A 24,916-nucleotide genomic window follows, 5' to 3' on the forward strand; every position below is an offset into this window, starting at 1 on the left:
GGTCCCTCACGGATTGAGCCGCTCCACCCGCCAGCCCCCGTCCGCCTGCGCGACGTACCGCAGCCGGTCGTGCAGCCGGTTCTCCCGGCCCTGCCAGAACTCCACCGACTCCGGCGCCACCCGGAAACCGCCCCAGTGCGGCGGCACCGGCACCTGCTCACCCTCCGGATAACGCGCCACCAGCTCGGCATAGGAGGCATCCAGCTCGGCGCGCCCCGCGACGACCGCCGACTGGGCACTGGCCCAGGCACCGAGCTGCGAGCCGTGCGGCCGGGTACGGAAGTACGCCGCCGTCTCGTCCCGCCCCGTACGCCGGGCCACGCCCCGCACGACGACCTGGCGCGCCATCGGATGCCACGGGAACAGCAGCGACACATACGGGTTCTCGGCGAGATCCCGGGCCTTGCGGGAGTCGTAGTTGGTGTAGAAGACGAAACCCCGCTCGTCGAACTGCTTCAGCAGCACCGTGCGGGAACTGGGCCGGCCCTCCGCGTCCGCGGTGGAGACCACCATGGCGTTCGGCTCGAAGAGATGGGCCTCGATGGCCGCATCCTTGAACCAGCGGGCGAACTGCTCCACGGGCGTGGCGGCCAGATCGGCCTCGTCGAGCCCCTCCGCACGGTACTGCTTGCGCATGGCCGCGGGATCGGGCACAGGGCCGGAGTAGACGTCGTCTGCGTCGGTCACATGGTCATCCTGCCGCATGGAAGCACTCCGCGTGAGAGGTGGCACTCAGTGCCGCAGCCCCTCCCCAACGGTGACACCCGGGGATATGGTGCAGATGCCACCCCAGGCCCTTCCCGGTTGGGTGACGGCCCACCGCACCGGGCATCAGTGGGGTGACCGCCCACGACCGCGAGTCCGCACACCGAACCGCACAGGACCGCGGATCCACCGGCGCCATGCGTCGCACACATCACGAGGAGCCGCCCGATGTCCGACTTCGTACCCGGACTCGAAGGAGTCGTCGCGTTCGAGACGGAGATCGCCGAACCGGACAAGGAAGGCGGCGCCCTGCGATACCGGGGCGTCGACATCGAGGACCTGGTCGGCCACGTCTCGTTCGGCAACGTCTGGGGCCTGCTCGTCGACGGCGCCTTCAACCCCGGCCTGCCGCCCGCCGAGCCCTTCCCCATCCCCGTCCACTCCGGCGACATCCGCGTCGACGTCCAGTCCGCACTCGCCATGCTCGCACCCGTCTGGGGCCTCAAACCGCTCCTCGACATCGATGCCGAGCAGGCCCGCGACGACCTCGCCCGCGCCGCCGTGATGGCCCTCTCCTACGTCGCCCAGTCCGCTCGCGGCCAGGGCCGGCCCATGGTCCCGCAGCGCGAGATCGACAAGGCCCACTCCGTCGTCGAACGCTTCATGATCCGCTGGCGCGGCGAACCCGACCCCAAGCACGTGGCGGCGGTCGACGCCTACTGGACCTCGGCGGCCGAGCACGGCATGAACGCCTCCACCTTCACCGCCCGCGTCATCGCCTCCACCGGCGCCGACGTCGCCGCCGCGCTCTCCGGAGCCGTGGGAGCAATGTCCGGCCCCCTCCACGGCGGCGCCCCCTCCCGCGTCCTCGGCATGATCGAGGAGATCGAGCGCACCGGCGACGCCGAGGCCTACGTCAAGCAGGCCCTCGACAAGGGCGAACGCCTCATGGGCTTCGGCCACCGCGTCTACCGCGCCGAGGACCCCCGCGCCCGCGTCCTGCGCCGCACCGCCCGCGAACTGGGCGCCCCCCGCTTCGAGATCGCCGAAGCCCTCGAGAAGGCCGCCCTCGCCGAACTCCACGCCCGCCGCCCCGACCGCGTCCTCGCGACGAACGTCGAGTTCTGGGCCGCCATCGTCCTCGACTTCGCCGAGGTCCCGGCCCACATGTTCACCTCGATGTTCACCTGCGCCCGCACCGCCGGCTGGTCGGCCCACATCCTCGAACAGAAGCGCACCGGCCGCCTCGTCCGCCCCTCCGCCCGCTACATCGGCCCCGGCTCGCGGGGCCCGCAGGAGATCGAGGGGTACGAGGACATCGCGCACTAGGGAGAACGAGGGGCGCGGGAACGCAGGCGACCCGCGAGTCTGGTCCTCCTCCAGGAGGGGGCCGGCCGGACGTACCGGCGACTCGCGGGTCGGGTGACTGCGTGGGATTGGCCGGCTGCGTGCAACGCGCGCACGCCGGTCCGGCACCGCACTGAGTGTGGTGGCGAGCCGCTAGCCCGCAGCCACCTCTTCCGTCCGGTATCCATACATCTGCCGAACCACCTCCTTTCCGAAGTACCAGCCACCTTAAGAAGTCGTCCCCGGTCGCTCAAGTGTTTTTCCGGGATGCCGGCGCCGGGCGGAGTCGGTGCGGCATGTCCCAGCCCTCGGCGAGCCGTGACGGGTGGACATTGCGGCCGCCGCCGAAGAACTCGCAGAACTTCATGATCAGCGGGTCCCAGCCCAGCGGGTCCATGTAGTGGGTCCCGGGGATCAGCAGGTCCTCCTCGACATGGGTGCGCAGGACCTCGACCTGAAAGGCGGTGGCGTAGGGCGTGGGGCTGCCGAAGGGGTGGGCCGCGACGAGCCGGCATTCCAGCTGGACGGGGCATTGCGCGATCCGGGGCGGGCGGACCAGCTCGGACGCCTGCCGGGTGAGCCCGGCGGCGGCGAACTTGTCGGGCTCGTACCGGTAGCCCTGCGCCGCCTTGTGGCGGGGGACGGTGGCCTTCCCCGTGGTGAGCGCGATCCGGTCCACGGCGTCGACCATCGCCGACGAGGGCAGGTTGAGGACGCACTCGCGCTCGCGGAGCAGGTTCGCCGCGGTCTGGCTGCTGTCGCCGAGGCCGAGCATGCAGTCCTGGCCGAGCCACCACGCGGACGACATGGGCGCCAGGTTCGCGGTGCCGTCCTCGTTGAGCGAACTGATCAGCACGACCGGAGTGCCGAAGTACAGGACCTTGAGCCCGGGGACGACGTGCATGCGCAGGCCTTTCGCAGGAGGGGCGGACGGACCCGCGGTCGGGTGTGCGGGCCACCGGCCACGTTGCCCGAGGCGGACGGGCGCCGCTGGCGGCGATCGGACGTCACGTTCGGGTCGCCGGCGTGGCCGTGAGCGTCGTCAGCAGCCCGCTCACCAGGGGGTTCCCGTCGTCCGTGCGCCAGGCGGCGGCGACGGTCGTACGCGCCGCGGACGGCTCCAGGGGGCGGTGCGCGATGCCCTCCAGGGCGATGCGGCGGATGCCCGCGGGGGCGAGGGAGACGCCCAGACCGGATTCCACGAGGGCGCAGACCGTGAGCCACTCGACGGCTTCCTGGGTGATGCGCGGGGTGAAGCCGGCCGTGGCGCACAGGGCGGTGATGCGGTCGTGGAGGCCGGGGCCTGCCTCGCGGGGGAGGAGGACGAAGGGGGCGTCGGCGAGCTCGGCGAGGGGGACCGTCGTCCTCGCGGCCAGGGGGTGGGCGGCCGGGAGGACGGCCACGAAGGGTTCCGTGCGGAGCGTGCGGAAGGACAGGCCGGGGTGGTGGGCCGGGGGTTCGCGCAGGAGGCCCACGTCGATTCCGCCGTCGCGCAGGGCGGTCAGCTGGGGGGCCGTCGTCATCTCGCGGAGGTCGAGGTGGACGCCGGGGAGGCGGTCGCGGTGGGCGCGCAGGAGGTCCGGCAGGACGGTCAGGGCGAGGGAGGCGGCGAATCCGACGCGCAGCCGGCCGGTGCGGCCGTCTCCGGCGGCCCGGGCGGCGGCGAGACCGTCGGACAGGCCGGTGAGGGTGCGCCGGGCGGCGGGGAGGAGTTCCCGCCCGGCGGGGGTGAGGGTGACGCCGGCGGGGGAGCGGTCGAAGAGGGCGTGTCCGACCCGGTCCTCCAGCCGGCGGATCTGCTGGCTCAGCGGTGGCTGGGCGATGCCGAGGCGGGCGGCGGCCCGGCCGAAGTGCAGTTCCTCGGCGAGGACCGTGAAGGCGTGCAGCTGGGCGAGGGGCGGCAGGTGCGCGGGCTCCGGGGGCTTCATATCTCCAGAGATATCAAAGGGGCGGCGTACGGCTATTGGACGTATGTCCGCGGCTCCTTCTACCGTTCCGGCCATGACAGAGCGGCGTGTGATTCTCAGCGGCTCCACGTTCGAGGAGCAGATCGGCTATGCCCGGGCCGTGGTCGACGGGGACCGGGTGTACGTGTCCGGGACCACCGGGTACGACTACGCGTCCATGACCCTCCCGGACGATGTCGTCGAACAGGCCGAACAGTGTGTGCGGAACATCGGGGCGGCGCTCGCGGAGGCGGGGTGCGACGTCGCGGACGTGGTGCGGGTGCGGTACCTGCTGCCGCGGCGGGAGGACTTCGAGCCCTGCTGGCCGGTGCTGCGGCGGGCGTTCGGCGGGGCGCGGCCCGCGGCGACCATGATGGTGTGCGGGCTGGCCGATCCCCGGATGAGGATCGAGATCGAGGTGGACGCCCGGCGTGGCTCGGGAAGGGCGGAAACACGTTGACGCGCGCGTGGCGAAACGGTTCGCTGCTGCCGTGACTGATCTTCGTGTCGAGCAGGCCGTGGGCGACGCCGCGCTGGAGCAGTGGCGGCACGTCCACAATGTGATCGTGCCGCCGGCCGCGCTGTCCCTCGACGAGGTGCGGGCGCGTGCGGGGCGCAACCGGCTGGAGAACGCGTACGCCGGTGACGTCCTGGTCGGCTGTGCGACGGTGCGGCCGCCGCGGGCTGAGGACGCGGTGGTGACGGTCATCGCGCGGGTGCTGCCCGCGTTCCGGCGGCGGGGGTACGGGACGGCGCTCTACGAGCACGTCCTCGCGCAGGCGCGGGCGCTGGGTGCCCGGGCGGTCGAGACGTGTGTGCTGGCCGTCAACGAGGACGGGTTGCGGTTCGCCCGCGCGCGGGGGTTCGCCGAGGTCGAGCGGTATGTGCTGGACGGGGAGACGGCGGAATGGGTCGACCTGCGGCTGATGCCTGTGCCGGCCTGACGGCGGCCGTACAACGATTCCCCTGCAATCTTGCGGGAACCGTATGTGGGCTGCGTCACGTTCGAGTTGAATGAGGGCAAGTGAGCGAACCTGCAGGGGGTCCAGGTGAGTGCTTCCCGGCGTAGTGGGACCACCGACGAGCTGGGGCCGGAGGAGCCCGAGCGGCCGGACGGTTCTGACGGTCCCGAGGGCTCCGACGGCCCCGACGGCGCGGATCTTCTTGCCGCGCTGCTCGACGGCATGGACGCGGCGCTGTGCGCCTTCGACGCCGACGGGGTCGTCACCCACTGGAACCGGGAGGCCGAGCGCATCCTCGGCTGGAGCGTGGCGGAGGCCGTCGGCCGGCAGGGCTTCGCGGGCTGGGCGGTGCGTGAGGCGGACGCGGAGGAGGTCGAGAGCCGGCTGATGGCCGCGATGCACGCGCCGGGCCGTCAGGTGCACGAGTTCGCGCTGCTGACCAAGAACGGGGGCCGGGTGCTGGTGCGGACCCAGTCCGCCGCCGTCCCGGGGCCCGACGGCAAGCCTGCGGGCCTGTACTGCGCCTTCAGCGAGGTGCACGCGCAGATCGACCTGGAGCGTTCCATCGCCCTGAGCGAGGCCCTCTTCGACGACGCGTCCTGGGGTGTGGTCCTGGTCGACGCCGATCTGCGTCCCGCCGTGGTGAACGCGCATGCGGCCCGCGCCCTGGGGACGGGGCGTACGGCGGTGCTGGGACGTCCGCTGGGCGAGCTGCTGACCCGGGGCGCGGAGGAGCTGGAGAACGCGCTGACGCACGTCCTCGCGGAGGGGGCCCCGCCGGCCCCCGCGGAGATGTGGGTGGGGGTGCGCACCCCGGAGGGGGAGCGGCGGCGCTGCTGGCGCAGTGGCTTTCTGCGGCTGGCCTCGCCGCTCGCGGAGGAGCCGGTGCCGCTGGGGGTCGGCTGGCTGTTCCAGGACGTCACGGAGGCCAAGCAGGGCGAGCAGGAGGCGGCCCTGCTGCGGTTCCGCACCAATCAGCTGCACCGGGCCGCCCGTGCGGCGGCCGAGTGCGAGGATCCCGCCGAGGCGGCCACCGTCCATCTGGACTTCGCGCTCGCCGGGTTCGCCGACCATGCCCTGATCGACCGGGTCGCGGGTGGCGCGGCGGCCGACGGTGAGCCGGCGGGCGGGCCGCTGCGGCTGGTCCGGGTGGCGGCCACCCCGTCCGGCGGTCCCGGCCCCAGCGCGCTGACCGGGCACGCCGGTCTGCCCGTCCGTTACGGCGAGGGCCATCCGGCGCTGCAGTGCGTCGCGCGGGCGGGTTCGGTGCGGGCCGGTGCGGGGAGCGTGGCGGCGGAGGAGGCGCGGGAGTGGGCGCGGGCGCGGCAGTGGCCGGAGGACACCGTGCACGCGTTGTGCGCGGTGCTGCGCAGCCGGGGCCGCACGCTGGGTGTGGTGACGTTCCTGCGCGGTGCCGGCCGCAGTCCCTTCGAGCGTTCCGACGCGACGTATGCCGAGGACGTCGCCGGGCGCATGGCGGCGGCGCTGGATCTGGCCGACCTGCTGGAGCGGGACGAGGACGCCTGACGCGGGACCCGCGGGTCCCCGGTCAGCGCCGGTAGAAGATCCGGTCGCCGTACTCCTCCATCACGCGCCCGTTCCAGTCGTGGCCGCCGTCGACGTTGCCGGAGCGCAGCAGCGGGGGCTCGATGCCGCGGTCGGCGAGGGAGCCTGCCGCAGTGGCCATGACGGCCTGGAGGAGGGCGGAGGTGACGACCGTGGAGGCGGGGGCGAAGGGCGCCGGGACGCTGTCGAGGGTGAGCTCGGCGTCGCCGACGGCGATCTTCGAGTCCAGTACGACGTCGCAGTGGTCCTTGAGGAAGGTGCCCGAGGCGTGCCGGGGCTTCGTCTGCGCGGCGTACGCCACCGAGGTCACGCCGATGACCTTCACGCCGAGGTCGCGCGCGTGGAGGGCCATCTCCACGGGCAGGGCGTTGCGGCCGGACAGCGAGATGATCACCAGGGCGTCGCCCGCGCGGATCGGGGAGGTGTCGAGGACGGCGCTCGCGAGGCCGTCGACGCGTTCCAGGGCGGATCCCAGGGTGGCGGGCACGACGTCGACGCCGACGGCACCGGGGACGGCGAGGAGGTTCATCAGGGCGAGGCCGCCCGCGCGGTAGACGATGTCCTGGGCGGCGAGCGAGGAGTGGCCGGCGCCGAAGGCGAAGAGGCGGCCGCCGGCGGCCACGGTGTCGGCGAGGAGGGTGCCGGCGGCCTCCACGGCCTCGGTCTCCTCGTCGCGGACCCGCCGGAGCAGGCCGATCGCGGCGTCGAAGAACCGGGCGGCGAGCTGGTGGTCGCTGCGGTCGCTCATCCGAGGGGGCTCCTTCGCCGTGGCCGGAGGTGTCCGTGTCGCGGATCACCGTGCGGTCTGGACCAGTGCGGTGTCAATACGGCCGACCGCGGGGCCGCGAGGGGTGGCGCAACCCCCTCGTTTCCATGGCGCGGCACGGTTGTCGGTGGTATCCGGCAGAATTGGAGCCAGGGCCAGCGCACGCGCCGGAGAGCCGTCGAGCCTTCGGCAGATCCAATCGAGGGGCACACGAATGTCCGGACTGATCGACACCACGGAGATGTATCTCCGCACCATCCTCGAGCTGGAGGAGGAAGGTGTGGTCCCCATGCGCGCCCGTATCGCCGAGCGGCTCGACCAGAGCGGGCCGACGGTGAGCCAGACGGTGGCGCGGATGGAGCGCGACGGTCTGGTCGCGGTGGCCAGTGACCGCCACCTGGAGCTGACGGACGAGGGCCGCCGACTGGCCACCCGCGTGATGCGCAAGCACCGCCTGGCCGAGTGTCTGCTCGTCGATGTGATCGGCCTGGAGTGGGAGCAGGTGCACGCCGAGGCGTGTCGCTGGGAGCACGTGATGAGCGAGGCCGTGGAGCGCCGCGTCCTGGAGCTGCTGCGTCACCCCACCGAGTCGCCGTACGGCAACCCGATTCCCGGTCTGGAGGAGCTGGGCGAGAAGGACGGCGCCGATCCGTTCCTGGACGAGGGCATGGTCTCGCTGGCCGAGCTCGCGCCGGGTCTGGAGGGCAAGACGGTCGTGGTGCGCCGGATCGGCGAGCCGATCCAGACGGACGCCCAGCTGATGTACACGCTGCGGCGGGCGGGCGTGCAGCCCGGTTCGGTGGTGAGCGTGACGGAGTCGGCGGGCGGTGTGCTGGTCGGCAGCGGCGGTGAGGCCGCGGAGCTGGAGTCGGATGTGGCGTCCCACGTGTTCGTCGCCAAGCGCTGAGCTCCGCCGGGCGCCGAGCTCCGCCGGGCACCGGGCGGTGTCGGCCGCCGGCCTCGCCGTAAAGGCTGAGCGATGTTCAACTCCTGGGAGCCATGGGGAAGTTGTGGCGCCCTGTCGATCTTGTCGAATCGCAGATTCCCTGTGTCGAACGGCAGCGCGTCGGCGCTTCCCGTGCCACGCTGTCGCATGAGGCATATGACCTTGAGGGGGCGGGGATGGTGTGCCGCAGAGCAGTGGAGAGCCCCGGTGCCGTGTGGCACCGGGGCCTGTCCTCCCCTGTCACGACCCGGAGCCCCGAGCTCTCAGGGTCGTTCCCGTCGGACCGGTTTCCCCGAGCGGTCCGCCTCCCGTTGAAGATCTCCCCTCGGCGACGGCGATCATTCCTTGAGGGGGGTCACTCGAACGAGGGGTGTTGGTCGCGGAGAGTGCGTTTCTCGAAAGGGCATTCGATAGCCTGCGGGTGAGAGACGACAGCACTGAGGCATCGGCAGCACAGCGGTACGACGGCTAGGGGGGTGCCAGGATCCATGGCGCGACGCATCGACGTGACCGGGGCGGGCGGTGTACGCCTGGCGGCCTGGGAGTTCGGCGACCCTCCCAAGGGCGACCCGCCCAGGAGCGGGACGGACGCCGTGATCCCGGCCCAGTCCACCGGCGGGCTGGACGGGCTCGCCCCGCCCGGCTCCGGGCCCGAGCGGACCTCCGGCGTCCTCTTACTGCACGGGCTGATGGGCCGGGCCTCGCACTGGGCCTCCACCGCCCGCTGGCTCTCCGAGCGGCATCGCGCGGTCGCCCTCGACCAGCGCGGCCACGGACAGAGCGAGAAGCCCCCCGAGGCCGCCTTCACCCGCGAGGCGTACGTCGAGGACGCGGAGGCCGCCCTCGAACAGCTCGGCCTGGCCCCGGCGGTCCTCATCGGCCACGCCATGGGAGCCCTCACCGCCTGGCAGCTCGCCGCGAAACGCCCCGACCTGGTGCGCGGGGTGGTCATCTGCGACATGCGGGCCTCCGCGCTCGGCTCGGCCTCGCAGCGTGAGTGGGCCGACTGGTTCAAGTCCTGGCCCCTCCCCTTCGCCACCCTCGCCGACGTCCGCAAGTGGTTCGGCGAGGACGACCCCTGGGTGGAGCGCCCGAACCCCTCCCGGGGCGCGTTCTACGCCGAGGTGATGCAGGAGTCCCCCGACGGCTGGCGCCCCGTCTTCGAACCCGAGCAGATGCTGAAGTCCCGCGAGACCTGGGTCTACGACGCCCACTGGGAGGAGCTGACCCAGGTTCGCTGCCCCGCCCTCGTCGTCCGCGGCCTCGACGGCGAGCTGGGGCGGGCCGAGGCCCAGGAGATGGTGCGGGTGCTGCCGCTCGGCGAGTACGCGGAGGTGGCCGACGCGGGACACCTCGTGCACTACGACCAGCCCGCGGGATGGCGTGCGGCGATCGAGCCGTTCCTCGACGGGGTGCTCGCGCAGTAGGGGCGGGCGCCTCCTCGTGGGACGGCTCGCCCGCCGGCGCCGTACGCCGGAGGTCGCCTCAGCCCTTGCTCACCGCCGTCAGGATCTCCGGCAGGCGCTCCGCCACCCTCGGGGCCGCCAGGCGCAGCCCCAGCAGGGTGAGCGCCGTGCCGTACGCCGCGCCCCCCGGCAGCAGCAGCCAACTCCAGGCGTCGCCGTCCGCGCTGACGTTCAGCCAGATCGTCAGCGCGATCACGGGGGCGCACAGCAGAGCGGCGGAGACCATCCCGCCGACGACCGAGATCCAGGCGAGCCCGGTCTGGCCGGGGGCGACGTTCTTGTAGCCCTCCTGCGGTATCGAGTAGGGGAAGCGGGCCGACGTCCAGGCGCCGGTCGTCAGCATCGCGCCGAGCAGCGCCAGCGACAGCCCCAGCACCTCCGGCAGCTTCGGCCAGTCCCCGAGCAGCGCGGTGGTCACCACGGTCACCAGCGTCGCGTACGGCAGGGCGATCACCAGCAGTGCGAGCGCACGCGCGCGCAGTTCGACGTAGGCGTCCCGGGACGAGGAGATCGTCATCGCGACCATCCAGAACGCCGAGGTGTCCTGCCCGAACTGGTTGTACATCTGGATGCCGAGCATCCCGGCGGCGAAGCAGGCGAAGTAGGGCGAGCCGGTGCCCTGCAGCGCGTTGAACACGGGCACGATCAGCCCGATCGCCAGCGACGTCACCCAGGCCGCCTTCGTCTTGGGGTCGCGCCAGACGTAGCGCAGGCCGCGTTCCATGACGGTGCCGGTGCGTCCGCCCGGCAGCAGCCGCGTCCACCCCGCCGCGCCGCGCCGCTCCCGCGTGTCCCGCTCGGCGGACCGCAGGGTCGATCCGTCCGGCGAGGTCATCAGCCGGGTCAGACTCCGCGCCCACACGCCGACGAGCCCCGCCAGCGCCCCGGCGCTGAGCGCGAGCTGCGCGGCTGCGGCGGCGTACGCCCCCTCGCTCACCGAGTCCACCGCGCCCACCGCCGAGGCCGGCGGCAGCCACCGCAGCACGTCCGCCACCGGATCGAGCTGCCCGAGCCCGCTCGTGCCCAGCCGCTGTGCCCCGAAGTTGACGACCTGCGCGCCCACCGCGATGACCAGCCCGCTCAGCACCGCCAGATCGCGCCCGCGCCGACTGGTCAGCAGCCGCACATGGGCGGTGGCGACGGCCCGCGCGAGCGCCACGCACACGAGCAGCCCCAGGACGACGCCGATCACCGCGACGACGTACGCCGCCGTCCCGTGGGCCACCGCGACCACCGACCCCACCAGCATCAGCACGGTGAACAGCGGCCCGATCCCCACCAGCGAGGCCGCCAGCAGCGCCCTCACCAGCGGCCGGGGCCGCAGCGGCAGCATCACCAGCCGGGTCGGATCAAGCGTCTCGTCCCCGCCGGGGAAGAACAGCGGCATCACCGCCCACCCCAGCCCCAGCACGGCCACCAGCGGCACCACGACCGACTCGGCGTGCGCGTGCCCCCGCAGCGCGATCAGCCCGGTCAGCTGCAGCGCCGCGAACAGCAGCGTGAACCCCGCCGAGGCGGCGTACGCGGCCCGCCGCCCGCCGGACTGCCGGAGCCCGTTCCGCAGCAGCGAGAGCTTCAGCCGTACGACGACGGAGACGAGCCCCGGCGCCGAGGTCACCCCGCTCACCGGGCCGTCCCGCCGCCCAGCCAGTCGAGATCCGACCCCGCGTCCCGCCCCTGCGCGCCGACGAGTTCCAGGAACGCCCGCTGCAGCGAGGGAGCCGGCCCGCGCACCTCCTCCAGCGGCCCGTGGGCCCGGATGCGCCCCGCCGCCATCACGGCCACCCAGTCGCACAGCGACTCGACGAGTTCCATCACATGGGAGGAGAAGACGACGGTGGCGCCGGAGGCGGTGTACCGCTCCAGCACCTCGCGGATGGTCTGCGCGGAGACGGGATCGACGCCTTCGAACGGCTCGTCGAGGAAGAGGATCTCGGGATTGTGGAGGAGCGCGGAGGCGAGCCCGATCTTCTTCCGCATACCGGTCGAGTAGTCGACGACGAGCTTGTGCTGGGCCCCGGCGAGATCGAGGACGTCGAGCAACTGCGTGGCCCGCCGGTCGACCTCGGCACCGGGCAGTCCGCGCAACCGCCCGCTGTACCCGAGCAGTTCCCGCCCGGAGAGGCGCTCGAACAGCCGCAGCCCCTCCGGCAGCACCCCGATCCGCGCCTTCACCTCGACGGGGTCGCGCCACACGTCATGCCCCACCACCTCGACGGACCCCTGATCGGGCCGCAGCAGCCCCGTCACCATGGAGAGGGTCGTGGTCTTCCCGGCTCCGTTGGGCCCCACGAGCCCGATGAACTTCCCGGCGGGCAGATCGAGATCGATCCCGGCAACGGCCACCTGCTGCCCGAACCGCTTCCAGAGATCGCGTACGCGCACGGACGTCATGACCGAACCCTACGGCGGGGAAGGGGCCCCCGCGGGGCTACCGGTCCCGCCCGCACGCATAGGCGAGCGGTGAGATCAACTCCTCCGCGTCCGGCAGCCACCGGTTCGCGGCGGTGGGCCGGCAGGCCCACTGCACGGCACCCCGGGAGCCGAACCGCGTGGGCGGCGCGGCGACATACGCCCCCTCGCCCAGCGTCACGAGATCGAGAGCGGCCGGCGACCAGCCCAGCTTGCGCACCAGTTCGGGCACCTTCGCCGACGCGCCCGGCAGCACGAAGAACCGCATCCGCCGGTCCGGCGTCAAGGTCACCGGCCCGAGCGTCAGTTCCATCCGTTCCATCCGCGCCAGCGCGAGGAACCCGGCCGTCTCCGGGACGGAGATCGCGTCGAACGAGCGCCCGGTGGGCAGCAGGATCGACGCGGCCGGCTGCTTCTGCCACATCCGACGCGCGACGGTCGCACTGCCCGTCGCCTGTGCCGCCCAGTCCGGCCGCGCGGGATGCGCCCCGGGCGCCGTGCACACCGCGTCGCCGCAGGAGCAGTGCTGCACCCCGCCGACGGCTTCGAGCCAGGTGCCGGGGACGACGTCCCAGTGACGTTCCTCGGCGTAGCGAACAGCGGTCTCGAGCAGCGATTCCCCGCGCTGCTTCGGGATGTGAGTGGCTTCGGCGCCCGCGATGGTCTCTTCCACGATGAGCACAACTCTAGCCGTCACCGGGGGTTACGCCCGCCCCTGTGCGCGGGGGAGGAGCATCGATTCGGCGTTCGGGGCGCACGGGTGCACGGACGGGGGCGCGCGGCTGGAACGGGCGCGGGAGCGGGTAGCCAGGGAGGGGGCGGGCTTCCGCCGGTAACCCGGCAATACTCGGCAATCCGCACATGCCTCGCATTTTCGCTCTGTTCCCGGGGCATCGATCTTCTCGGCCGGAACTCTTCGGTGCGGAACTCCACAGGGGGTAGTGCCCATGGCCGCAAGGCCGCTAGTCGCGCGGCAGCCGAACGAACGGCTGCAGGCGCTCATCCAGGAGGCGGGGTGCTCGAACGCCGGGCTCGCCCGCCGCGTCAACATGTGCGGTGCCGAGCACGGTCTCGACCTGCGCTACGACAAGACGTCGGTGGCCCGCTGGCTGCGCGGGCAGCAGCCGCGCGGACGCGCCCCGGCGATCATCGCCGAGGCACTGGGCCGCAAGCTCGGCCGCACGGTCACGATCGACGAGATCGGCATGGCCAACGGCAAGAACCTCGCCTCGGGTGTGGGTCTCCAGTTCTCGCCGACGGTGCTGGGGGCCATCGAGCAGGTCTGCGAGCTGTGGCGCAGCGACGTGGGCCGGCGCGACTTCCTCTCCGGTTCGTCCGTCGCCGCATCGGCGCTGGTCGAGCCCAGCCGGGACTGGCTGATCTCCTCGCCCGACGCCCAGGTGGCGCGTTCGGCGGGGCCGCGGGTGGGCCCGTCCGACGTGGCGGCGGTGAAGGCGATGACCCAGGCGCTGGTCGACCTGGACCACCAGTACGGCAGCGGGCACGTCCGCCCGGTCGTCGTGCACTACCTCAACAGCGTCGTCTCGGGGCTGCTGGCCGGCTCCTACCGGGAGGCGGTGGGCCGTGAACTCTTCGCCGCCGTCGCCCGGTTGACGGAGCTCGCCGGGTACATGGCCGTCGACACCGGCCAACCGGGCCTGGCCCAGCGCTACTACATCCAGGCGCTGCGTCTCGCGCAGGCGGCGGGCGACCGCGGCTACGGCGGGTACGTCCTCGCCGCGTCCATGAGCCATCTCGCCGCCCAGCTCGGAAACCCGCGCGAGATCGCCCAGTTGGCGCGGGCGGCGCAGGAGGGCGCACGGGGGCGTGTGACCCCGCGCGCGGAGGCGATGTTCCTCGCGGCGGAGGCGCGCGGCCACGCCCTGATGGGCGACGTGCGGGCGGCGCAACTGGCGTCCGGGCGGGCCGTGTCCGCGCTGGAGACCGCCGATCCGTCCTCGGGTGACGATCCGGCGTGGATCGCGCACTTCGACGAGGCCTATCTGGCCGACGAGTTGGCGCACTGCCACCGCGACCTGGGCCACGCCGAGGCGGCGGCGCGGTGCGCCGAGCAGTCCCTGGCCGGGCATCCGGAGAGCCGGGCGCGGCGCAGGGCCATCGGGTACGTCCTGCTCGCCACCGCACAGGTGCAGCAGCGCGAGATCGAACAGGCCTGTCACACGGGGCTCAAGGCGGTCGAACTCCTGGAGACACTGCGCTCCAACCGGGGCGCGGAGTACCTGGACGATCTCCAGCAGCGGCTGGAGCCGTACCAGGAGGAGCCGGTGGTAAGGGAGTTCGGGGCGCGGCTGGAGCTGCAGGCCGCCGCGTGAACGGACGGGGCGCCGCTGCGTGAACGCACGGGGAACGGGACGGATCCCGTACGCGCGCCACGCCACCGCGCACGGCGCTCCGGAGGTGTTGCGGACGTCACTGGGAGGGAGGTCACGTCCTGAGCTGCGTGGCACGGGGTTCCGGGGACCCGGTAGCGTGAGCCGACGATTCCGCAAGTCCCCCATTCGTAGGAGTCCCGGTGACGCAGAGTGGACAGGGCGAGGAGCCCTCGGCGCGGCCCGCGCGCGAAGGCATCGTGCTGCCCTCGGACGGTGGCGAGCCGCTGCTCCCGGGCATGACGACGAGCGGCTCCCGGCCGGACCCGCAGCAGCCGAACCCCCAGTCCGGTCCGTACGGGGCTCAGACGTACGGGCAGCAGGCACCGGCCGGCGGGCAGACCTGGGGAGGGCCGTGGGGCCCCGGCCAGCAGCCGCGGTCCCAGCAGCCGGACCAGGGCGGCTGGCCGCTGCCGCCCGACCAGCGGCAGCAGCAGTGGAGCACCTCGCAGCCGGACGCGTGGGGGGCGGGCCCGCTCCCGCCCGAGGGCGCCCCGTCGGCGGCGCCCCCGCAGCCGTCGTACGGCCAGGACGGGCAGGCCCACGCGCCGCAGCCGTCGTACGGGCAGGACGGGCAGGCCCACGCGCCGCAGCCGTCGTACGGGCAGGACGGGCAGGCCCACGCGCCGCAGCCGTCGTACGGCCAGGGCGCGCCCGGTGTGCCGCTGCCGCCGGCCGTCGACGAGGGGGCCACCCAGTACATACCGCCGGTCCAGGCCGCGCCGGTCGACGACGGCCGCACCCAGTACCTGCCGCCGGTCGCCGCCTCCGGCCCCGCGCCGGGCGGTGTCGACGAGGGGGCCACGCAGTACATCCCGCCGGTCGGGCCGGGCGCGCTGCCGCCCGAGTCGCCGGCCGAGTCGACGCACTTCCTGGGCACCGGCGGACACCACCACCCGGGCCCGGGCGCCTCGCACGCCGACGCCGAGGCCACCCAGTACATCCCGCCCGTGCCCGCGCAGGGCTACCCGGAGTCCGGGGACAGACAGCCGCCGTCGGGGTTCGAGAACCTCTTCCGCGGCGGCCCGGCCGGTGACGGCCCGGCCGGCGCCACGCAGCAGCTGCCGCGCTTCTCCGAGCCGGAGCCCCCGGGCTACACAGGTGCCCCGCAGGGTTACGGCGCGGGACCCGCCGCGCGCGCCCAGCAGCCGTCCTACGCGCCCCCGGCGCGTGACGACGACCACGGGGGCCGCGGCGGCCGTACCGGCTCACGGATCCCGCTGTTCGCGGCGATCGGTGTCGCGCTCGCCGTCGTCGGCATCGGCGCGGGAGCGCTGCTCGCCGGCGGAGGCGAGGACGACGACCAGGGCGACGGCAACACGACCGTCGCCGCGTCCGCGCCCGCGACGGAGGGCTCGGCCTCCGCCGACGCGGCCGAGCAGCAGGCGGTCGCCCTGGACAAGCTGCTCGCGGACAGCGGCAGCAGCCGGGCCAGCGTGATCGCCGCGGTGGCGAACGTGAAGGCCTGCGACAACCTCGCCCAGGCCGCCTCGGACCTGCGGGCGGCGGCCGGGCAGCGCACCGAGCTGGTGACGAAGCTGTCCGGGCTCGCCGTCGACAAGCTGCCGGACCACGCCGCGCTCACCAGCGCCCTCACCAAGGCGTGGCAGGCCTCCGCGGCCGCCGACAACCACTACGCGGCCTGGGCCGACGAGGTCGCCGGCAACAAGAAGAAGGCCTGCAGGAAGGGCACGGCCCGCACCACCGCCTCCACGCAGCAGGGCAACCGCGAGAGCGGCACCGCCAGCGCCCAGAAGACGCAGGCGGCCCAGCTGTGGAACGCGATCGCCAAAACCTACGGCCTGACACAGCGCCAGCCCACCCAGCTGTGAGCCGCGCGGCCCCGGGGGTGACCGGGGCGGCGGGACCTTCTAGTCCAGGTCCGCGTCCGCCATGGTGTCCGTCACGTCGACGAAGCCCTTCCGGGCGGCCACCAGCCGGCCCTGCCGCACCTGCTGCACGGTCACGTCGGCGTTGACGAGCCGGGGGAGGCCGATGGCGGCGAGCGGGTTGGTGAACTTCCACAGCAGGGTGGGGGTGAGCCCGTCGGTGGTGAACTTCCGGCCGCTCAGGGCCTCGCGCACCGTGTTGGCGCTCACCTCGCCGTCGCCCAGCGACTCCAGGGCCTGCCGCAGGACGTCGTAGGCGATCCAGGTGGTCTGCACGCCGGTGTCGGCGGGGTCGATGCTGGTGTCGGTGAACGCCGACTCGCTGATCACCTTCTTCATGCCGTCCCACCGCTTGTCGCCCGCCACCGGGTACCAGCCGGTGACGTACGCCCCCTCGTACGGCCCGGACCGGCCGCCGCTGGCGTCGACGAGGGTCTGGTCGACGCTGCCCAGCACGGTGCCGGTGCGCACGGCCGGGTAGTCCGCGCGGCTGCGGCGGAAGGAGTCCATGAAGGTGCTGTTGCGGTCGCCCAGCGCGGGCACCACGCAGCCCCTCCCGTTGCCGGCCGTTCCCTTCGTGGCCGCCTTCAGCGCGTCCTCGGCCTGCCCGGAGTACTCGGTCGCGTCCTCCGCCGCGCGCTGGTCGGCGGACTTGCCGTGGCCGCCCGCCTTCAGGCCCGCGTCGAGCATCGGGGGCAGGACGTCGCCCGCGATGGTGTCGGGGCGGACCAGCGCGACGGGCCCGGCGCAGGTGTCGGCCAGCACCTTGCCCAGGCCGGCGAGGAGGGCGGGCTGGCCGCCGTTGACGGGGTAGGACAGCGGGCTGGTGAACTCGGCGTTGGTGACGCCGTAGCCGCCGACGTAGGGGATGCCGGCGCCTTCCAGGTGCGGGAAGAAGGCGTCGGAGTGCTGGCTGTAGGAGCCGACGACGGCGACCGCGTGCTCCTTGACCGCGCGCCGGGCGCAGGCCGCCGCGGACACCGCGTCGTTGTGGTCGTTGCAGGTCAGGACGGTGAGCTTACGGCCGTTGATACCGCCCTCGGCGTTGATCCAGCGGGCGTAGGCACGGGCGAAGGCGGGCATGCCGGGCTTGTTCGTCGCGGCGGTGCCCGCGGGCGCCCAGGTCATCACGACGATCGAGTCGTCCCCGGAGCCCCCCGTGACACCGGGGACGACCCCGCATCCGGCGGTCAGTGACGCACAGGCCGCCAGGGCGCCCGCCGCGAGGGCGGAGGCTCTGACGGAGCCCGACTTGCGGAGGAACCCGGGGAGGAAGGTGCTTCGCGTGGAGGTGCGTCGGCTGCCGCTCATGGACACGCACGATTCCGTCACATCCCTAACCCGGGAGTGACCCTCGGTCAACGGGCGGTGACGTGAGGGTGAATTACAGGGGTCCGTGAGGTCCCTGTGACGGGAAAACGTACGATCGATGACCGTGCAAGGTTCGGAGAACTCTTCCCGTCGCGGCCGTCGCTCGTTCACCATGGGCGGCATGCCACTCAACGACATGCCGTGGTGGCGCTGGCGCAGCAATGTGCGCTCCGCGCTGCACATGCTCTCCGACCCGGTCTTCCAGCAGAACGTCTGGCTGGCCGGCCTCGACGGATACGGCGACGTCACCGACGCCGTCTACCGTCTGGTCGAGGACACCTGGCTGGACAACTGGTCCGCCGAGAAGTACGTCGGCACGATCTTCCGTGACTCGCAGGAGGCGGCCCTCGTCGACACCGCCGTGCTGCGCGTCCTGCGGATCATGCACCAGGTCGGCCCGGACGCGCCCGTCTCCGCCTACATGGAGCACGCCGGCTGGCCCGAGGCCGTGCACGCGGCGCGGGACGCGCATGTGCGCATGGCGGTGGCCGACGGCGAGGACCCGGACGCGCCGCCGCGCACGCTGGAAGTCCTGCGGATCATGACGCGCTCGGCCTGACGGTCCGGCGCGCTCGGCCCGATGCCCCCGCGGGTCCGCCCTGCGGACGGAGTTCCGCCCGCTCGGCAGGGACGTGAGACCCTGTGGGGCATGAGTGAGCAGTCCGCCCGAGCCGCGGCGACCCCCGCCGACCAGTACGTCCTCACCCTCTCCTGCCCGGACAAGCAGGGCATCGTGCACGCCGTGTCGAGCTACCTGTTCATGACCGGCTGCAACATCGAGGACAGCCAGCAGTTCGGCGACCACGACACCGGACTGTTCTTCATGCGCGTCCACTTCTCGGCCGAGTCGCCGCAGACCGTGGACAAGCTGCGCGCGAGCTTCGCGGCGATCGGCGACTCCTTCCACATGGACTGGCAGATCAACCGGGCCGACGAGAAGATGCGCATCGTCCTCATGGTCAGCAAGTTCGGGCACTGCCTGAACGACCTGCTCTTCCGCGCCAGCATCGGCGCGCTGCCGGTGGAGATCGCGGCGGTGGTGTCCAACCACACCGACTTCGCCGAGCTGGTGGGCTCGTACGACATTCCCTTCCACCACATCCCGGTGACGAAGGAGACGAAGGCCGAGGCCGAGGGCAAGCTCCTGGAGATCGTGCGGGAGAACGACGTCGAGCTGGTCGTCCTGGCGCGGTACATGCAGGTGCTCTCCGACGACCTGTGCAAGCAGCTCAGCGGGCGGATCATCAACATCCACCACTCCTTCCTGCCGAGCTTCAAGGGCGCGAAGCCGTACCACCAGGCGCATGCGCGGGGCGTGAAGCTGATCGGCGCGACGGCGCACTATGTGACCGCCGACCTCGACGAGGGGCCGATCATCGAGCAGGAGGTCGAGCGGGTGGGGCACGACGCCACCCCGGACCAGCTGGTCGCGGTCGGGCGGGACGTGGAGTGCCAGGCGCTGGCGCGGGCCGTGAAGTGGCACGCGGAGCGGCGCATTCTCCTCAACGGGCGCCGGACGGTCGTGTTCGCCTAGCGAGGCGGAGGGTTCCGTTCCGGGGGCGGGGGCGGGCGGTCCGTGGCCGTTCGCACCCGCCCACGCACCGCACCCGGCCCCTACATCCGGCTCAACGACGCCGCGGCGAACAGCACGTCCCTGATCGCCTCCCGGTCGCCCAGCTGCCCGGCCGCCGCCTCCTCCGGCGGCACATGGCCCGCGGCCAGCCGGCAGAACTCGACGTCGTCCAGCGCCACATGGGCCACCTCGTGCTCGGCGGAGCCCACCGCTCCGGGGGAGTCCAGGGGGATCAGCCACTGGCCGCCGCCGTCCCCCTCGATCTCCAGGCGCAGACTGCGGCCGGGGCTGCCGGCGCTCACCAGACGGCGGGCGCCCGGCGCGGGGGCGGCCAGCCCCGCGCGCCGGCGCGCGGCGAGCACCTGCGGCAGCATCCGCGCGGCCAGGTCGATCATGCCGTGCAGATGCCGGGGCGCGGGCGGCGCGTACGGATAGTCGACCGCGTCCGCGATGTCCTCCGCGTGCACCCAGCACTCGAACGCCCGGTCCAGCATCGCGTCCCGCAGGGGCAGCTCGAAGTCGCCGTACGAGATCGGCAGGGTGCCGGGGCCGGTGCCGGTGAAGGAGACCGTGCGCACGAGCGCGTGGGTCTGTTCGCGCCAGGGGCCGCGCACCGAGCGGGTGGGCGGGAAGTGCGAGGCCTCCCAGAACGCCTCGGTGCGCTCGGCGGGGGTGCGGAGGCGGTCGGCGGCCTTGTCGTCGTCGCCCGTGCCCAGCGGGTCATCCAGACCGAGCGCCGCCGCGATCAATCCGTCCACCGCGAGGAGATGGGCGATGACCCCGGCGACGGTGGTCCGGCGGGTGGCCGCCCCCTCGCCGCGGAACCAGCGCAGGCGCACGGGCGCGTGCCACTCGGCGTCCCCGAAGTCCTGGAGCAGGGCGTCCAGTCGCGCGGTCTCGGCGTCGTACGAGGCCGCCCACGCCGGTACCGGGATGCGCGGCGGGCGGCGCTCCAGGCAGGCCTCCAGGACGCGGGTGCGCAGACCGGGGTCGAGGTCGAGGCTCTCCGGGCGCTGGAGCAGCCCGACCGCCTCGCGCAGCCGCCGGGCCTCGTCCGCGCAGGGGCCGCAGCCGCCGAGGTGGTCCTCGACGGCCGCGGTCTCCTCGGCCGAGCAGGCGGCCAGTGCCCACGCGCCCAGCAGGGACTTCAGCACAGGGTGCTCGAGGCGGAGCGGTTCCGCCGCGGCGAGCGCCTCCAGCGCGGGCAGCGGCAGCCCGGTGTCCTCGACGGAGGCGCGCGGGAAGGGGATGCGGGGCCGGGGGTCGGGAGCGGGCGACGGGGGCACGCCGGGGCCGTCCGCGCCGCCGCCGTCCCGGCCGTGGTCCTCGCGGTCGGCGGTGCCGCCGGAGCCGTCCACCGTGCCCTGGTCCTCCTCGTGCGCCATCTCCGGTGACCCGTTCCGCTGTTTTTCGCCTTCCTTGTTCTCCTCGTCTCCGTCGTCGAACGCCTCGGACCGGCCTGTGCCGCTCACGCCGCACCCCCGTACTCGGGCGGGGCCCCGGGGGACGGGGCGTCGTGGGCCGTGGACAGCAGTTGCAGGCCGAGGCGGAGCCGGCGGCGGGCCTCGTCCTCGGTGACACCGAGGTCGGCGGCGGTCTGGCGGTAGTCGCGGCGCTGGAAATAGGCCAGCTCCAGGGCGGCGCGCAGCGGGGCGGGCATGGCCTGGACGATGTAGTCGGCGCGGGCGGCGACCGAGGCGTGGCGCACCTTCAGCTCCAGTTCCTCGGTGGAGCCGGGGCCGCCCTCGGCCAGCGCGGCGGTCTCGGTGGCGCGCAGCCGCTGCACGGCGAGGCGGTGGGTCAGTGCGGCGATCCAGGTGCGCAGGGGGCTCTGCCGGGGGTCGTAGGCGTCGGGGTGCTGCCAGACGTGGGCGAAGACCTCGCGGGTCACGCGGTCGGCCGCGTGTTCGTCTCCGAGCACGCGGTGGGCGAGGCCGTGCACGAGCGAAGCGAACCGGTCGTAGAGCTCACCCAGGGCGGCCGCCTCACCGCGCGCGAGTCGCTGCTGCATCCTGCGGTCCCAGCGGGGCGGTGCGTCCTTCTTCGCCATGCGGCCCCCTCACCGTGCCCGTGCCTCTGCCCAGCATGTGTCCACCGTCACCTCGAATGTAGTCGGCACGTACGACAACGCACGCCCCTTTGTTCCAATGTGCGCCCCTGAGCGGCCGGGCGGTGGTATTGGGCCGTGCCTACCCGGGCTCCTCCCGGCCAAGCCGGATCAAGTGCGACACATCTCTGACTGATGTGGATCGAACAGGACCGGATATGACGAAAACAAGCCTCTTCCTCTTGTTTTCTGTTTTTCCGTCGGCGTTTCGGGGCACGGCCGCTGGGCAGCCGCGCTGCAAGGAAGCGAAGGGACGGCTTCCGTTTACGGCGAGCGAAAGGCGTGGTGGTGGCCTTCAAGGTGACCGGCGGCGAGCGGGGCGGTTGGGCCGTGCTCCATGTGTCGGGCGAGCTGGACCTGATGACGTCGCCGGTGCTGCGTCAGCGGGTGCACGACGAGGTGGCCGAGGGCCGCCACAGTCTCGTCCTGGACCTCTCCGAGGTGTATTTCTGCGACTCCAGCGGCGTCGGAGTGCTCATCGCCGCCCGCCGTCTCATCCGGTCCTGCCGGGGCCGCCTGCGCCTGATCCTGCCCGCGCGCGGGGCTGCGGACGACTCCCACGTCAACCGCGTCCTGGGCGCGCTCGGCGTCCGGCGCCTCTTCGACGTGTACGGCGACCTCGCGGAGGCCGTCGCCGAGGACGGCCCGGAACCGCTGTCGGCGTGAGGCACGGGGCGGACTCAGGGCAGTTCGAGTGTGTCCTTCGCGGCGGACACGAAAGCCCTGATCTGCTCCCGGGTGTCGTCCCGGAGCGCGTCGAAGGCCTCCCGGTCCGCCGCCTTGTGCACCAGGTCGATCTCCAGAAGGGCCTGCCACGCCCGCTGCACGAGCGCCTCGTCCGGCGACAGCATCTGCACCCGGAACAGCGCCTCCTGGGCCACGGACCGCAGCTGGTAGCCCGCCATCCGGTTCTCCGTGACCTCCTCGGGGGAGCCGCCCTCGCGCTCGCGGAACCAGCGGTGCACCAGAGCGCGCCGGTAGTTCACCAGTGCCCCGGCGTACGAGCCGTAGGCGTCCATGCGCTCCTGGCGCAGCTTCTCGTCGCGGGTGAACCGCTCGGTGCGCTCCACCGTCCGCAACTGGAACCGCTGGGTCAGGCCCGCACCCAGCAGGGTCCCCAGCACCGCTATGACACTCGCCGCCACTGCCTCCACGCCGGACAGTCGATCACACCGTGGCCGTGCCACAACGCTGTACCGAAATTCCCCCGGACTTGGCACAGACGACATCCTTCGGCTGCCGGAACGCCGCCGTCGTCGTACGCTCCCTGCCACGAGCATCCCCACAAGAGAACGTAAGGCGGCCCGAGGAGACATGGTCACCAGCGAGTACGAACGCAGGATCGCCGACCGGTTCGCCGCCTTCGACCAGGACGGCAACGGCTACATCGACCGGGCGGACTTCGGCGCGGCCGCCAAGGCGCTGCTCGCCGAGTTCGGCACGGCGGCCCGCTCCGACAAGGGACAGGCGCTGTACGCCGGCGCGGAGGCCTTCTGGCAGGGCATGGCGGGCATCGCGGACCGGGACGGCGACCAGCGCATCACCCGGGACGAGTTCGTCGGCGGCGCGGTCAAGCGCCTGCACGACAACCCCGACCGCTTCGCCGAGATCGCCCGCCCCTTCCTGCACGCCGCCCTGGCCGTCGCGGACGGCGACGGGGACGGCCTGGCCGCGGTCGAGGACACCGCGCGCGTGCTGCGGGTCCTGGGCGTCCCGACGGAGCTCGCCCGCAGCATCGCCGCCGCCCTCGACGCCGACGGGGACGGCAGGGTCGGCGAGACGGACGTCGTCCCGGCCTTCGCCCGCCACTTCACCGTGCCCGAGTAGCCGTCACGCCGGCGGCCGCGCGTACCGCTCCCGCAGCTTGTACTTCAGCACCTTCCGCAGCGTCTCGTTGCGCGGAAGGGCGTCCACCACCTCCAGTTGCTCCGGCAGCTTGTGCACCGACAGCCCCGCCGCGCGCAGGTACGACGTCACCGCCTCCAGGGTGGGCTCCCCGGCTCCCGGCGCCCGTTCCACCACCGCGCACACCCGTTCCCCGCGCTCGGCGTCCGGCAGCCCGATCACCGCCACGTCCCCGACTTGCGGATGGGCGGCGAGCAGATCCTCGATCTCCTTCGCCGACACGTTCTCGCCCTTGCGGATGATCACGTCCTTCAGCCGGCCGGTGAGGACCAGGTGTCCGGAGGCGGTCAGGTACCCCAGGTCGCCGGTGCGCAGAAAGCCCTCCTCGTCGAAGGCCTCCGCCGTCTGCGCCGGATCCAGGTAGCCCTGGCACACGGCCTCCCCGCGCAGCCGCACCTCCCCGCCCTCCGCGATCCGTATCTCCATCCCGCGCGGTGGCCGCCCCTCCGTCGTCGCGAGGTTCTCGGCGGTGTCGTCCGGCGATCCCATGGTGATCATCGGGACCTCGGTCATGCCGTAGCCGTGGGTGAGCTGCACGCCCATCTCGCGGGTCACGGCGTGATAGACCTCCGGCGGCTTGGGCGCCCCGCCGCCCGCGAGCAGCCGCAGCGAGGGAATCACCCTCACCCCCGGCCGCTTGCGCTGCTCCGCGAGGAACATCGAGTAGAACGCCGTCGACCCGCCCGCCACCGTCACCCCGTGCCGCCGGTACCCCTCCAGCGCGTCCGGCAGCGCGAACTGCTCGAACATCACCGCCGGGAAGCCGTACAGCAACAGCATCACCGTGTAGTCGGGGCCGGCGATATGGGCGTACGGGAACGCCATCGACCCCACGTCGTCCGCGGTCAGGCACAGCGCGTGGGCGAGGCAGGAGCCGCCCGCGATGAGGGAACGGTCGGTGTGCAGCACGCCCTTGGGGTCGGAGGTCGTGCCCGAGGTCCAGTAGATCCAGCGGACCGAGGTGCCCTCGGCGGGCGGCGGGGGCAGTACGCGCGGGTCGCCCTCGGGGAGGCCGTCGTACGCCTCGAAGACGCCCTTGGCGCCCAGCCGCCGTGCCATCGCGCCGAAGTCGAAGCCCCGCCACACGCCCGGCACCGCGAAGAACTCCGCCCGGGACTCGCGCAGCGCGAAGCCGACCTCGCGGTCCCGGTAGAAGGGGATGACCGGCGACTGCACCGCGCCCAGGCGGGCCAGCGCGAAGGACAGCACGGCCGTCTCCAGGCGGGTGGGCAGCTGCCAGGCGACGACCGTGCCGGGGCGCACCCCCCTGTCGTACAGCCCGGCCGCCACGCGTTCGGCACGCGCGCGCAGCTCGCCGAAGGTCAGGCGGCGGTCGTCCTGGAGCAGGACCGGGCGGTCCGGGGTGAGGGCGGCGCGGCGGGCGAGGAGCTCCCAGAGGGTGCGGGACGCGCTCAGCTCATGGGCGATGTCGTTCACGGCGGCCCCCTGCCGGTGGCTGACGGATGTGGGACATACAACTGACGGACAGTCAGATCGTGGGCAGAGCGTAGGGCCGGTCGGCTTGTCGGTCCATAGTCGCGGGACTAGCCTTCCAGGGGAGCGTT

Annotated in this window: 24 protein-coding genes; 12 read left to right on the forward strand and 12 right to left on the reverse strand. The window is 73.1% G+C overall.

Annotated elements, in window-relative coordinates; translation table 11 throughout:
- Positions 1 to 6: 6 nt before the first annotated feature.
- Positions 7 to 705: a pyridoxamine 5'-phosphate oxidase gene (gene pdxH, locus ACFY30_RS08545; RefSeq protein WP_390844405.1), complete on the reverse strand. Its 699-nt coding sequence runs from the start codon at positions 703 to 705 to the stop codon at positions 7 to 9.
- A gap of 228 nt (positions 706 to 933) precedes the next feature.
- On the opposite strand from pdxH, the gene ACFY30_RS08550 reads away from it, so the two are divergent.
- Positions 934 to 2,034, forward strand: coding sequence for a citrate synthase 2 (locus tag ACFY30_RS08550; protein WP_390844406.1), 1,101 nt, complete (start codon positions 934 to 936; stop codon positions 2,032 to 2,034).
- A gap of 268 nt (positions 2,035 to 2,302) precedes the next feature.
- On the opposite strand, the gene ACFY30_RS08555 is transcribed toward ACFY30_RS08550, so the two are convergent.
- Together ACFY30_RS08555 and ACFY30_RS08560 are read right to left on the reverse strand one after the other, a co-directional pair.
- Positions 2,303 to 2,956, reverse strand: coding sequence for a flavin reductase family protein (locus tag ACFY30_RS08555; protein WP_390844407.1), 654 nt, complete (start codon positions 2,954 to 2,956; stop codon positions 2,303 to 2,305).
- Between the two features lie 103 nt (positions 2,957 to 3,059).
- Entirely contained in the window at positions 3,060 to 3,980 is a 921-nt protein-coding gene (locus ACFY30_RS08560; RefSeq protein WP_390844408.1) for a LysR family transcriptional regulator, read from the reverse strand.
- A gap of 73 nt (positions 3,981 to 4,053) precedes the next feature.
- Here ACFY30_RS08560 and ACFY30_RS08565 point away from each other — a divergent pair, with 73 nt between their 5' ends.
- From ACFY30_RS08565 to ACFY30_RS08575, 3 genes are all read left to right on the forward strand, one after another.
- A complete protein-coding gene (locus ACFY30_RS08565) occupies positions 4,054 to 4,458 on the forward strand; it encodes a RidA family protein (protein ID WP_390844409.1) in 405 nt (134 codons plus the stop codon).
- A gap of 31 nt (positions 4,459 to 4,489) precedes the next feature.
- Positions 4,490 to 4,942 carry a GNAT family N-acetyltransferase gene (locus ACFY30_RS08570; protein WP_390844410.1) on the forward strand — a complete coding sequence of 151 codons (453 nt, stop codon included), beginning with the start codon at positions 4,490 to 4,492 and terminating at the stop codon, positions 4,940 to 4,942.
- Between the two features lie 105 nt (positions 4,943 to 5,047).
- On the forward strand, positions 5,048 to 6,487 hold the full coding sequence (locus ACFY30_RS08575) for a PAS domain-containing protein (RefSeq protein WP_390844411.1): 1,440 nt from the start codon (positions 5,048 to 5,050) through the stop codon (positions 6,485 to 6,487).
- A 22-nt stretch (positions 6,488 to 6,509) separates the two neighbouring features.
- Here ACFY30_RS08575 and ACFY30_RS08580 read toward each other — a convergent pair whose 3' ends face one another.
- Positions 6,510 to 7,274: an SIS domain-containing protein gene (locus tag ACFY30_RS08580; protein ID WP_390844412.1), complete on the reverse strand. Its 765-nt coding sequence runs from the start codon at positions 7,272 to 7,274 to the stop codon at positions 6,510 to 6,512.
- A gap of 232 nt (positions 7,275 to 7,506) precedes the next feature.
- On the opposite strand from ACFY30_RS08580, the gene ACFY30_RS08585 reads away from it, so the two are divergent.
- Entirely contained in the window at positions 7,507 to 8,199 is a 693-nt protein-coding gene (locus ACFY30_RS08585; RefSeq protein ID WP_390660403.1) for a metal-dependent transcriptional regulator, read from the forward strand.
- A 527-nt stretch (positions 8,200 to 8,726) separates the two neighbouring features.
- On the forward strand, positions 8,727 to 9,665 hold the full coding sequence (locus ACFY30_RS08590) for an alpha/beta fold hydrolase (RefSeq protein WP_390844413.1): 939 nt from the start codon (positions 8,727 to 8,729) through the stop codon (positions 9,663 to 9,665).
- 58 nt (positions 9,666 to 9,723) lie between these two features.
- On the opposite strand, the gene ACFY30_RS08595 is transcribed toward ACFY30_RS08590, so the two are convergent.
- Genes ACFY30_RS08595 through ACFY30_RS08605 form a run of 3 tightly spaced genes read right to left on the reverse strand, consistent with a single transcriptional unit; the run spans position 9,724 to position 12,798 of the window.
- Positions 9,724 to 11,331 carry a transporter gene (locus ACFY30_RS08595; protein WP_390844414.1) on the reverse strand — a complete coding sequence of 536 codons (1,608 nt, stop codon included), beginning with the start codon at positions 11,329 to 11,331 and terminating at the stop codon, positions 9,724 to 9,726.
- Positions 11,328 to 12,098, reverse strand: a complete 771-nt coding sequence (locus tag ACFY30_RS08600; protein ID WP_390844415.1) for an ABC transporter ATP-binding protein — start codon at positions 12,096 to 12,098, stop codon at positions 11,328 to 11,330. Before ACFY30_RS08600 ends, ACFY30_RS08595 begins: the two co-directional genes overlap by 4 nt.
- Before the next feature lie 37 nt (positions 12,099 to 12,135).
- Positions 12,136 to 12,798: a bifunctional DNA primase/polymerase gene (locus ACFY30_RS08605; protein WP_390844416.1), complete on the reverse strand. Its 663-nt coding sequence runs from the start codon at positions 12,796 to 12,798 to the stop codon at positions 12,136 to 12,138.
- Between the two features lie 265 nt (positions 12,799 to 13,063).
- Between ACFY30_RS08605 and ACFY30_RS08610 the strand changes: the two genes are divergently transcribed.
- A complete protein-coding gene (locus ACFY30_RS08610) occupies positions 13,064 to 14,449 on the forward strand; it encodes a transcriptional regulator (protein WP_390844417.1) in 1,386 nt (461 codons plus the stop codon).
- Between the two features lie 200 nt (positions 14,450 to 14,649).
- The gene (locus ACFY30_RS08615; RefSeq protein ID WP_390844418.1) at positions 14,650 to 16,338 is read left to right on the forward strand and encodes a hypothetical protein; all 1,689 of its coding nucleotides are present in this window, start codon (positions 14,650 to 14,652) and stop codon (positions 16,336 to 16,338) included.
- Between the two features lie 39 nt (positions 16,339 to 16,377).
- Here ACFY30_RS08615 and ACFY30_RS08620 read toward each other — a convergent pair whose 3' ends face one another.
- A complete protein-coding gene (locus ACFY30_RS08620; protein WP_390844419.1) occupies positions 16,378 to 17,706 on the reverse strand; it encodes an ABC transporter substrate-binding protein in 1,329 nt (442 codons plus the stop codon).
- A 118-nt stretch (positions 17,707 to 17,824) separates the two neighbouring features.
- Between ACFY30_RS08620 and ACFY30_RS08625 the strand changes: the two genes are divergently transcribed.
- Together ACFY30_RS08625 and purU are read left to right on the forward strand one after the other, a co-directional pair.
- Positions 17,825 to 18,325, forward strand: a complete 501-nt coding sequence (locus ACFY30_RS08625) for a hypothetical protein (RefSeq protein WP_390844420.1) — start codon at positions 17,825 to 17,827, stop codon at positions 18,323 to 18,325.
- A 90-nt stretch (positions 18,326 to 18,415) separates the two neighbouring features.
- Positions 18,416 to 19,300, forward strand: coding sequence for a formyltetrahydrofolate deformylase (gene purU, locus ACFY30_RS08630; protein ID WP_390660394.1), 885 nt, complete (start codon positions 18,416 to 18,418; stop codon positions 19,298 to 19,300).
- 80 nt (positions 19,301 to 19,380) lie between these two features.
- On the opposite strand, the gene ACFY30_RS08635 is transcribed toward purU, so the two are convergent.
- Positions 19,381 to 20,811, reverse strand: coding sequence for a zf-HC2 domain-containing protein (locus tag ACFY30_RS08635; protein WP_390844421.1), 1,431 nt, complete (start codon positions 20,809 to 20,811; stop codon positions 19,381 to 19,383).
- Complete coding sequence (locus tag ACFY30_RS08640; RefSeq protein ID WP_390660393.1) at positions 20,808 to 21,389, reverse strand: RNA polymerase sigma factor; 582 nt, start codon at positions 21,387 to 21,389, stop codon at positions 20,808 to 20,810. Before ACFY30_RS08640 ends, ACFY30_RS08635 begins: the two co-directional genes overlap by 4 nt.
- 339 nt (positions 21,390 to 21,728) lie before the next feature.
- Between ACFY30_RS08640 and ACFY30_RS08645 the strand changes: the two genes are divergently transcribed.
- Positions 21,729 to 22,112, forward strand: a complete 384-nt coding sequence (locus ACFY30_RS08645) for an STAS domain-containing protein (RefSeq protein ID WP_390844422.1) — start codon at positions 21,729 to 21,731, stop codon at positions 22,110 to 22,112.
- Between the two features lie 14 nt (positions 22,113 to 22,126).
- On the opposite strand, the gene ACFY30_RS08650 is transcribed toward ACFY30_RS08645, so the two are convergent.
- Positions 22,127 to 22,600, reverse strand: coding sequence for a hypothetical protein (locus ACFY30_RS08650; RefSeq protein WP_390660391.1), 474 nt, complete (start codon positions 22,598 to 22,600; stop codon positions 22,127 to 22,129).
- Between the two features lie 160 nt (positions 22,601 to 22,760).
- Between ACFY30_RS08650 and ACFY30_RS08655 the strand changes: the two genes are divergently transcribed.
- Positions 22,761 to 23,273, forward strand: coding sequence for an EF-hand domain-containing protein (locus tag ACFY30_RS08655; RefSeq protein ID WP_390844423.1), 513 nt, complete (start codon positions 22,761 to 22,763; stop codon positions 23,271 to 23,273).
- Between the two features lie 3 nt (positions 23,274 to 23,276).
- On the opposite strand, the gene ACFY30_RS08660 is transcribed toward ACFY30_RS08655, so the two are convergent.
- A complete protein-coding gene (locus tag ACFY30_RS08660) occupies positions 23,277 to 24,788 on the reverse strand; it encodes a class I adenylate-forming enzyme family protein (RefSeq protein ID WP_390844424.1) in 1,512 nt (503 codons plus the stop codon).
- Between the last annotated feature and the right edge of the window lie 128 nt (positions 24,789 to 24,916).

The sequence above is a fragment of the Streptomyces sp. NPDC000345 genome, assembly GCF_042898825.1.
Classification (GTDB): Bacteria; Actinomycetota; Actinomycetes; order Streptomycetales; family Streptomycetaceae; genus Streptomyces.

Excerpts from the sequence above, each read along its gene's own strand:
- pdxH (WP_390844405.1), bottom strand. The coding sequence starts at position 705 with ATGCGGCAGGATGACCATGTGACCGACGCAGACGACGTCTACTCCGGC.
- ACFY30_RS08550 (WP_390844406.1), top strand. The coding sequence starts at position 934 with ATGTCCGACTTCGTACCCGGACTCGAAGGAGTCGTCGCGTTCGAGACG.
- ACFY30_RS08555 (WP_390844407.1), bottom strand. The coding sequence starts at position 2,956 with ATGCACGTCGTCCCCGGGCTCAAGGTCCTGTACTTCGGCACTCCGGTC.
- ACFY30_RS08560 (WP_390844408.1), bottom strand. The coding sequence starts at position 3,980 with ATGAAGCCCCCGGAGCCCGCGCACCTGCCGCCCCTCGCCCAGCTGCAC.
- ACFY30_RS08565 (WP_390844409.1), top strand. The coding sequence starts at position 4,054 with ATGACAGAGCGGCGTGTGATTCTCAGCGGCTCCACGTTCGAGGAGCAG.
- ACFY30_RS08580 (WP_390844412.1), bottom strand. The coding sequence starts at position 7,274 with ATGAGCGACCGCAGCGACCACCAGCTCGCCGCCCGGTTCTTCGACGCC.
- ACFY30_RS08585 (WP_390660403.1), top strand. The coding sequence starts at position 7,507 with ATGTCCGGACTGATCGACACCACGGAGATGTATCTCCGCACCATCCTC.
- ACFY30_RS08590 (WP_390844413.1), top strand. The coding sequence starts at position 8,727 with ATGGCGCGACGCATCGACGTGACCGGGGCGGGCGGTGTACGCCTGGCG.
- ACFY30_RS08600 (WP_390844415.1), bottom strand. The coding sequence starts at position 12,098 with ATGACGTCCGTGCGCGTACGCGATCTCTGGAAGCGGTTCGGGCAGCAG.
- ACFY30_RS08610 (WP_390844417.1), top strand. The coding sequence starts at position 13,064 with ATGGCCGCAAGGCCGCTAGTCGCGCGGCAGCCGAACGAACGGCTGCAG.
- ACFY30_RS08620 (WP_390844419.1), bottom strand. The coding sequence starts at position 17,706 with ATGAGCGGCAGCCGACGCACCTCCACGCGAAGCACCTTCCTCCCCGGG.
- ACFY30_RS08625 (WP_390844420.1), top strand. The coding sequence starts at position 17,825 with ATGACCGTGCAAGGTTCGGAGAACTCTTCCCGTCGCGGCCGTCGCTCG.
- purU (WP_390660394.1), top strand. The coding sequence starts at position 18,416 with ATGAGTGAGCAGTCCGCCCGAGCCGCGGCGACCCCCGCCGACCAGTAC.
- ACFY30_RS08640 (WP_390660393.1), bottom strand. The coding sequence starts at position 21,389 with ATGGCGAAGAAGGACGCACCGCCCCGCTGGGACCGCAGGATGCAGCAG.
- ACFY30_RS08655 (WP_390844423.1), top strand. The coding sequence starts at position 22,761 with ATGGTCACCAGCGAGTACGAACGCAGGATCGCCGACCGGTTCGCCGCC.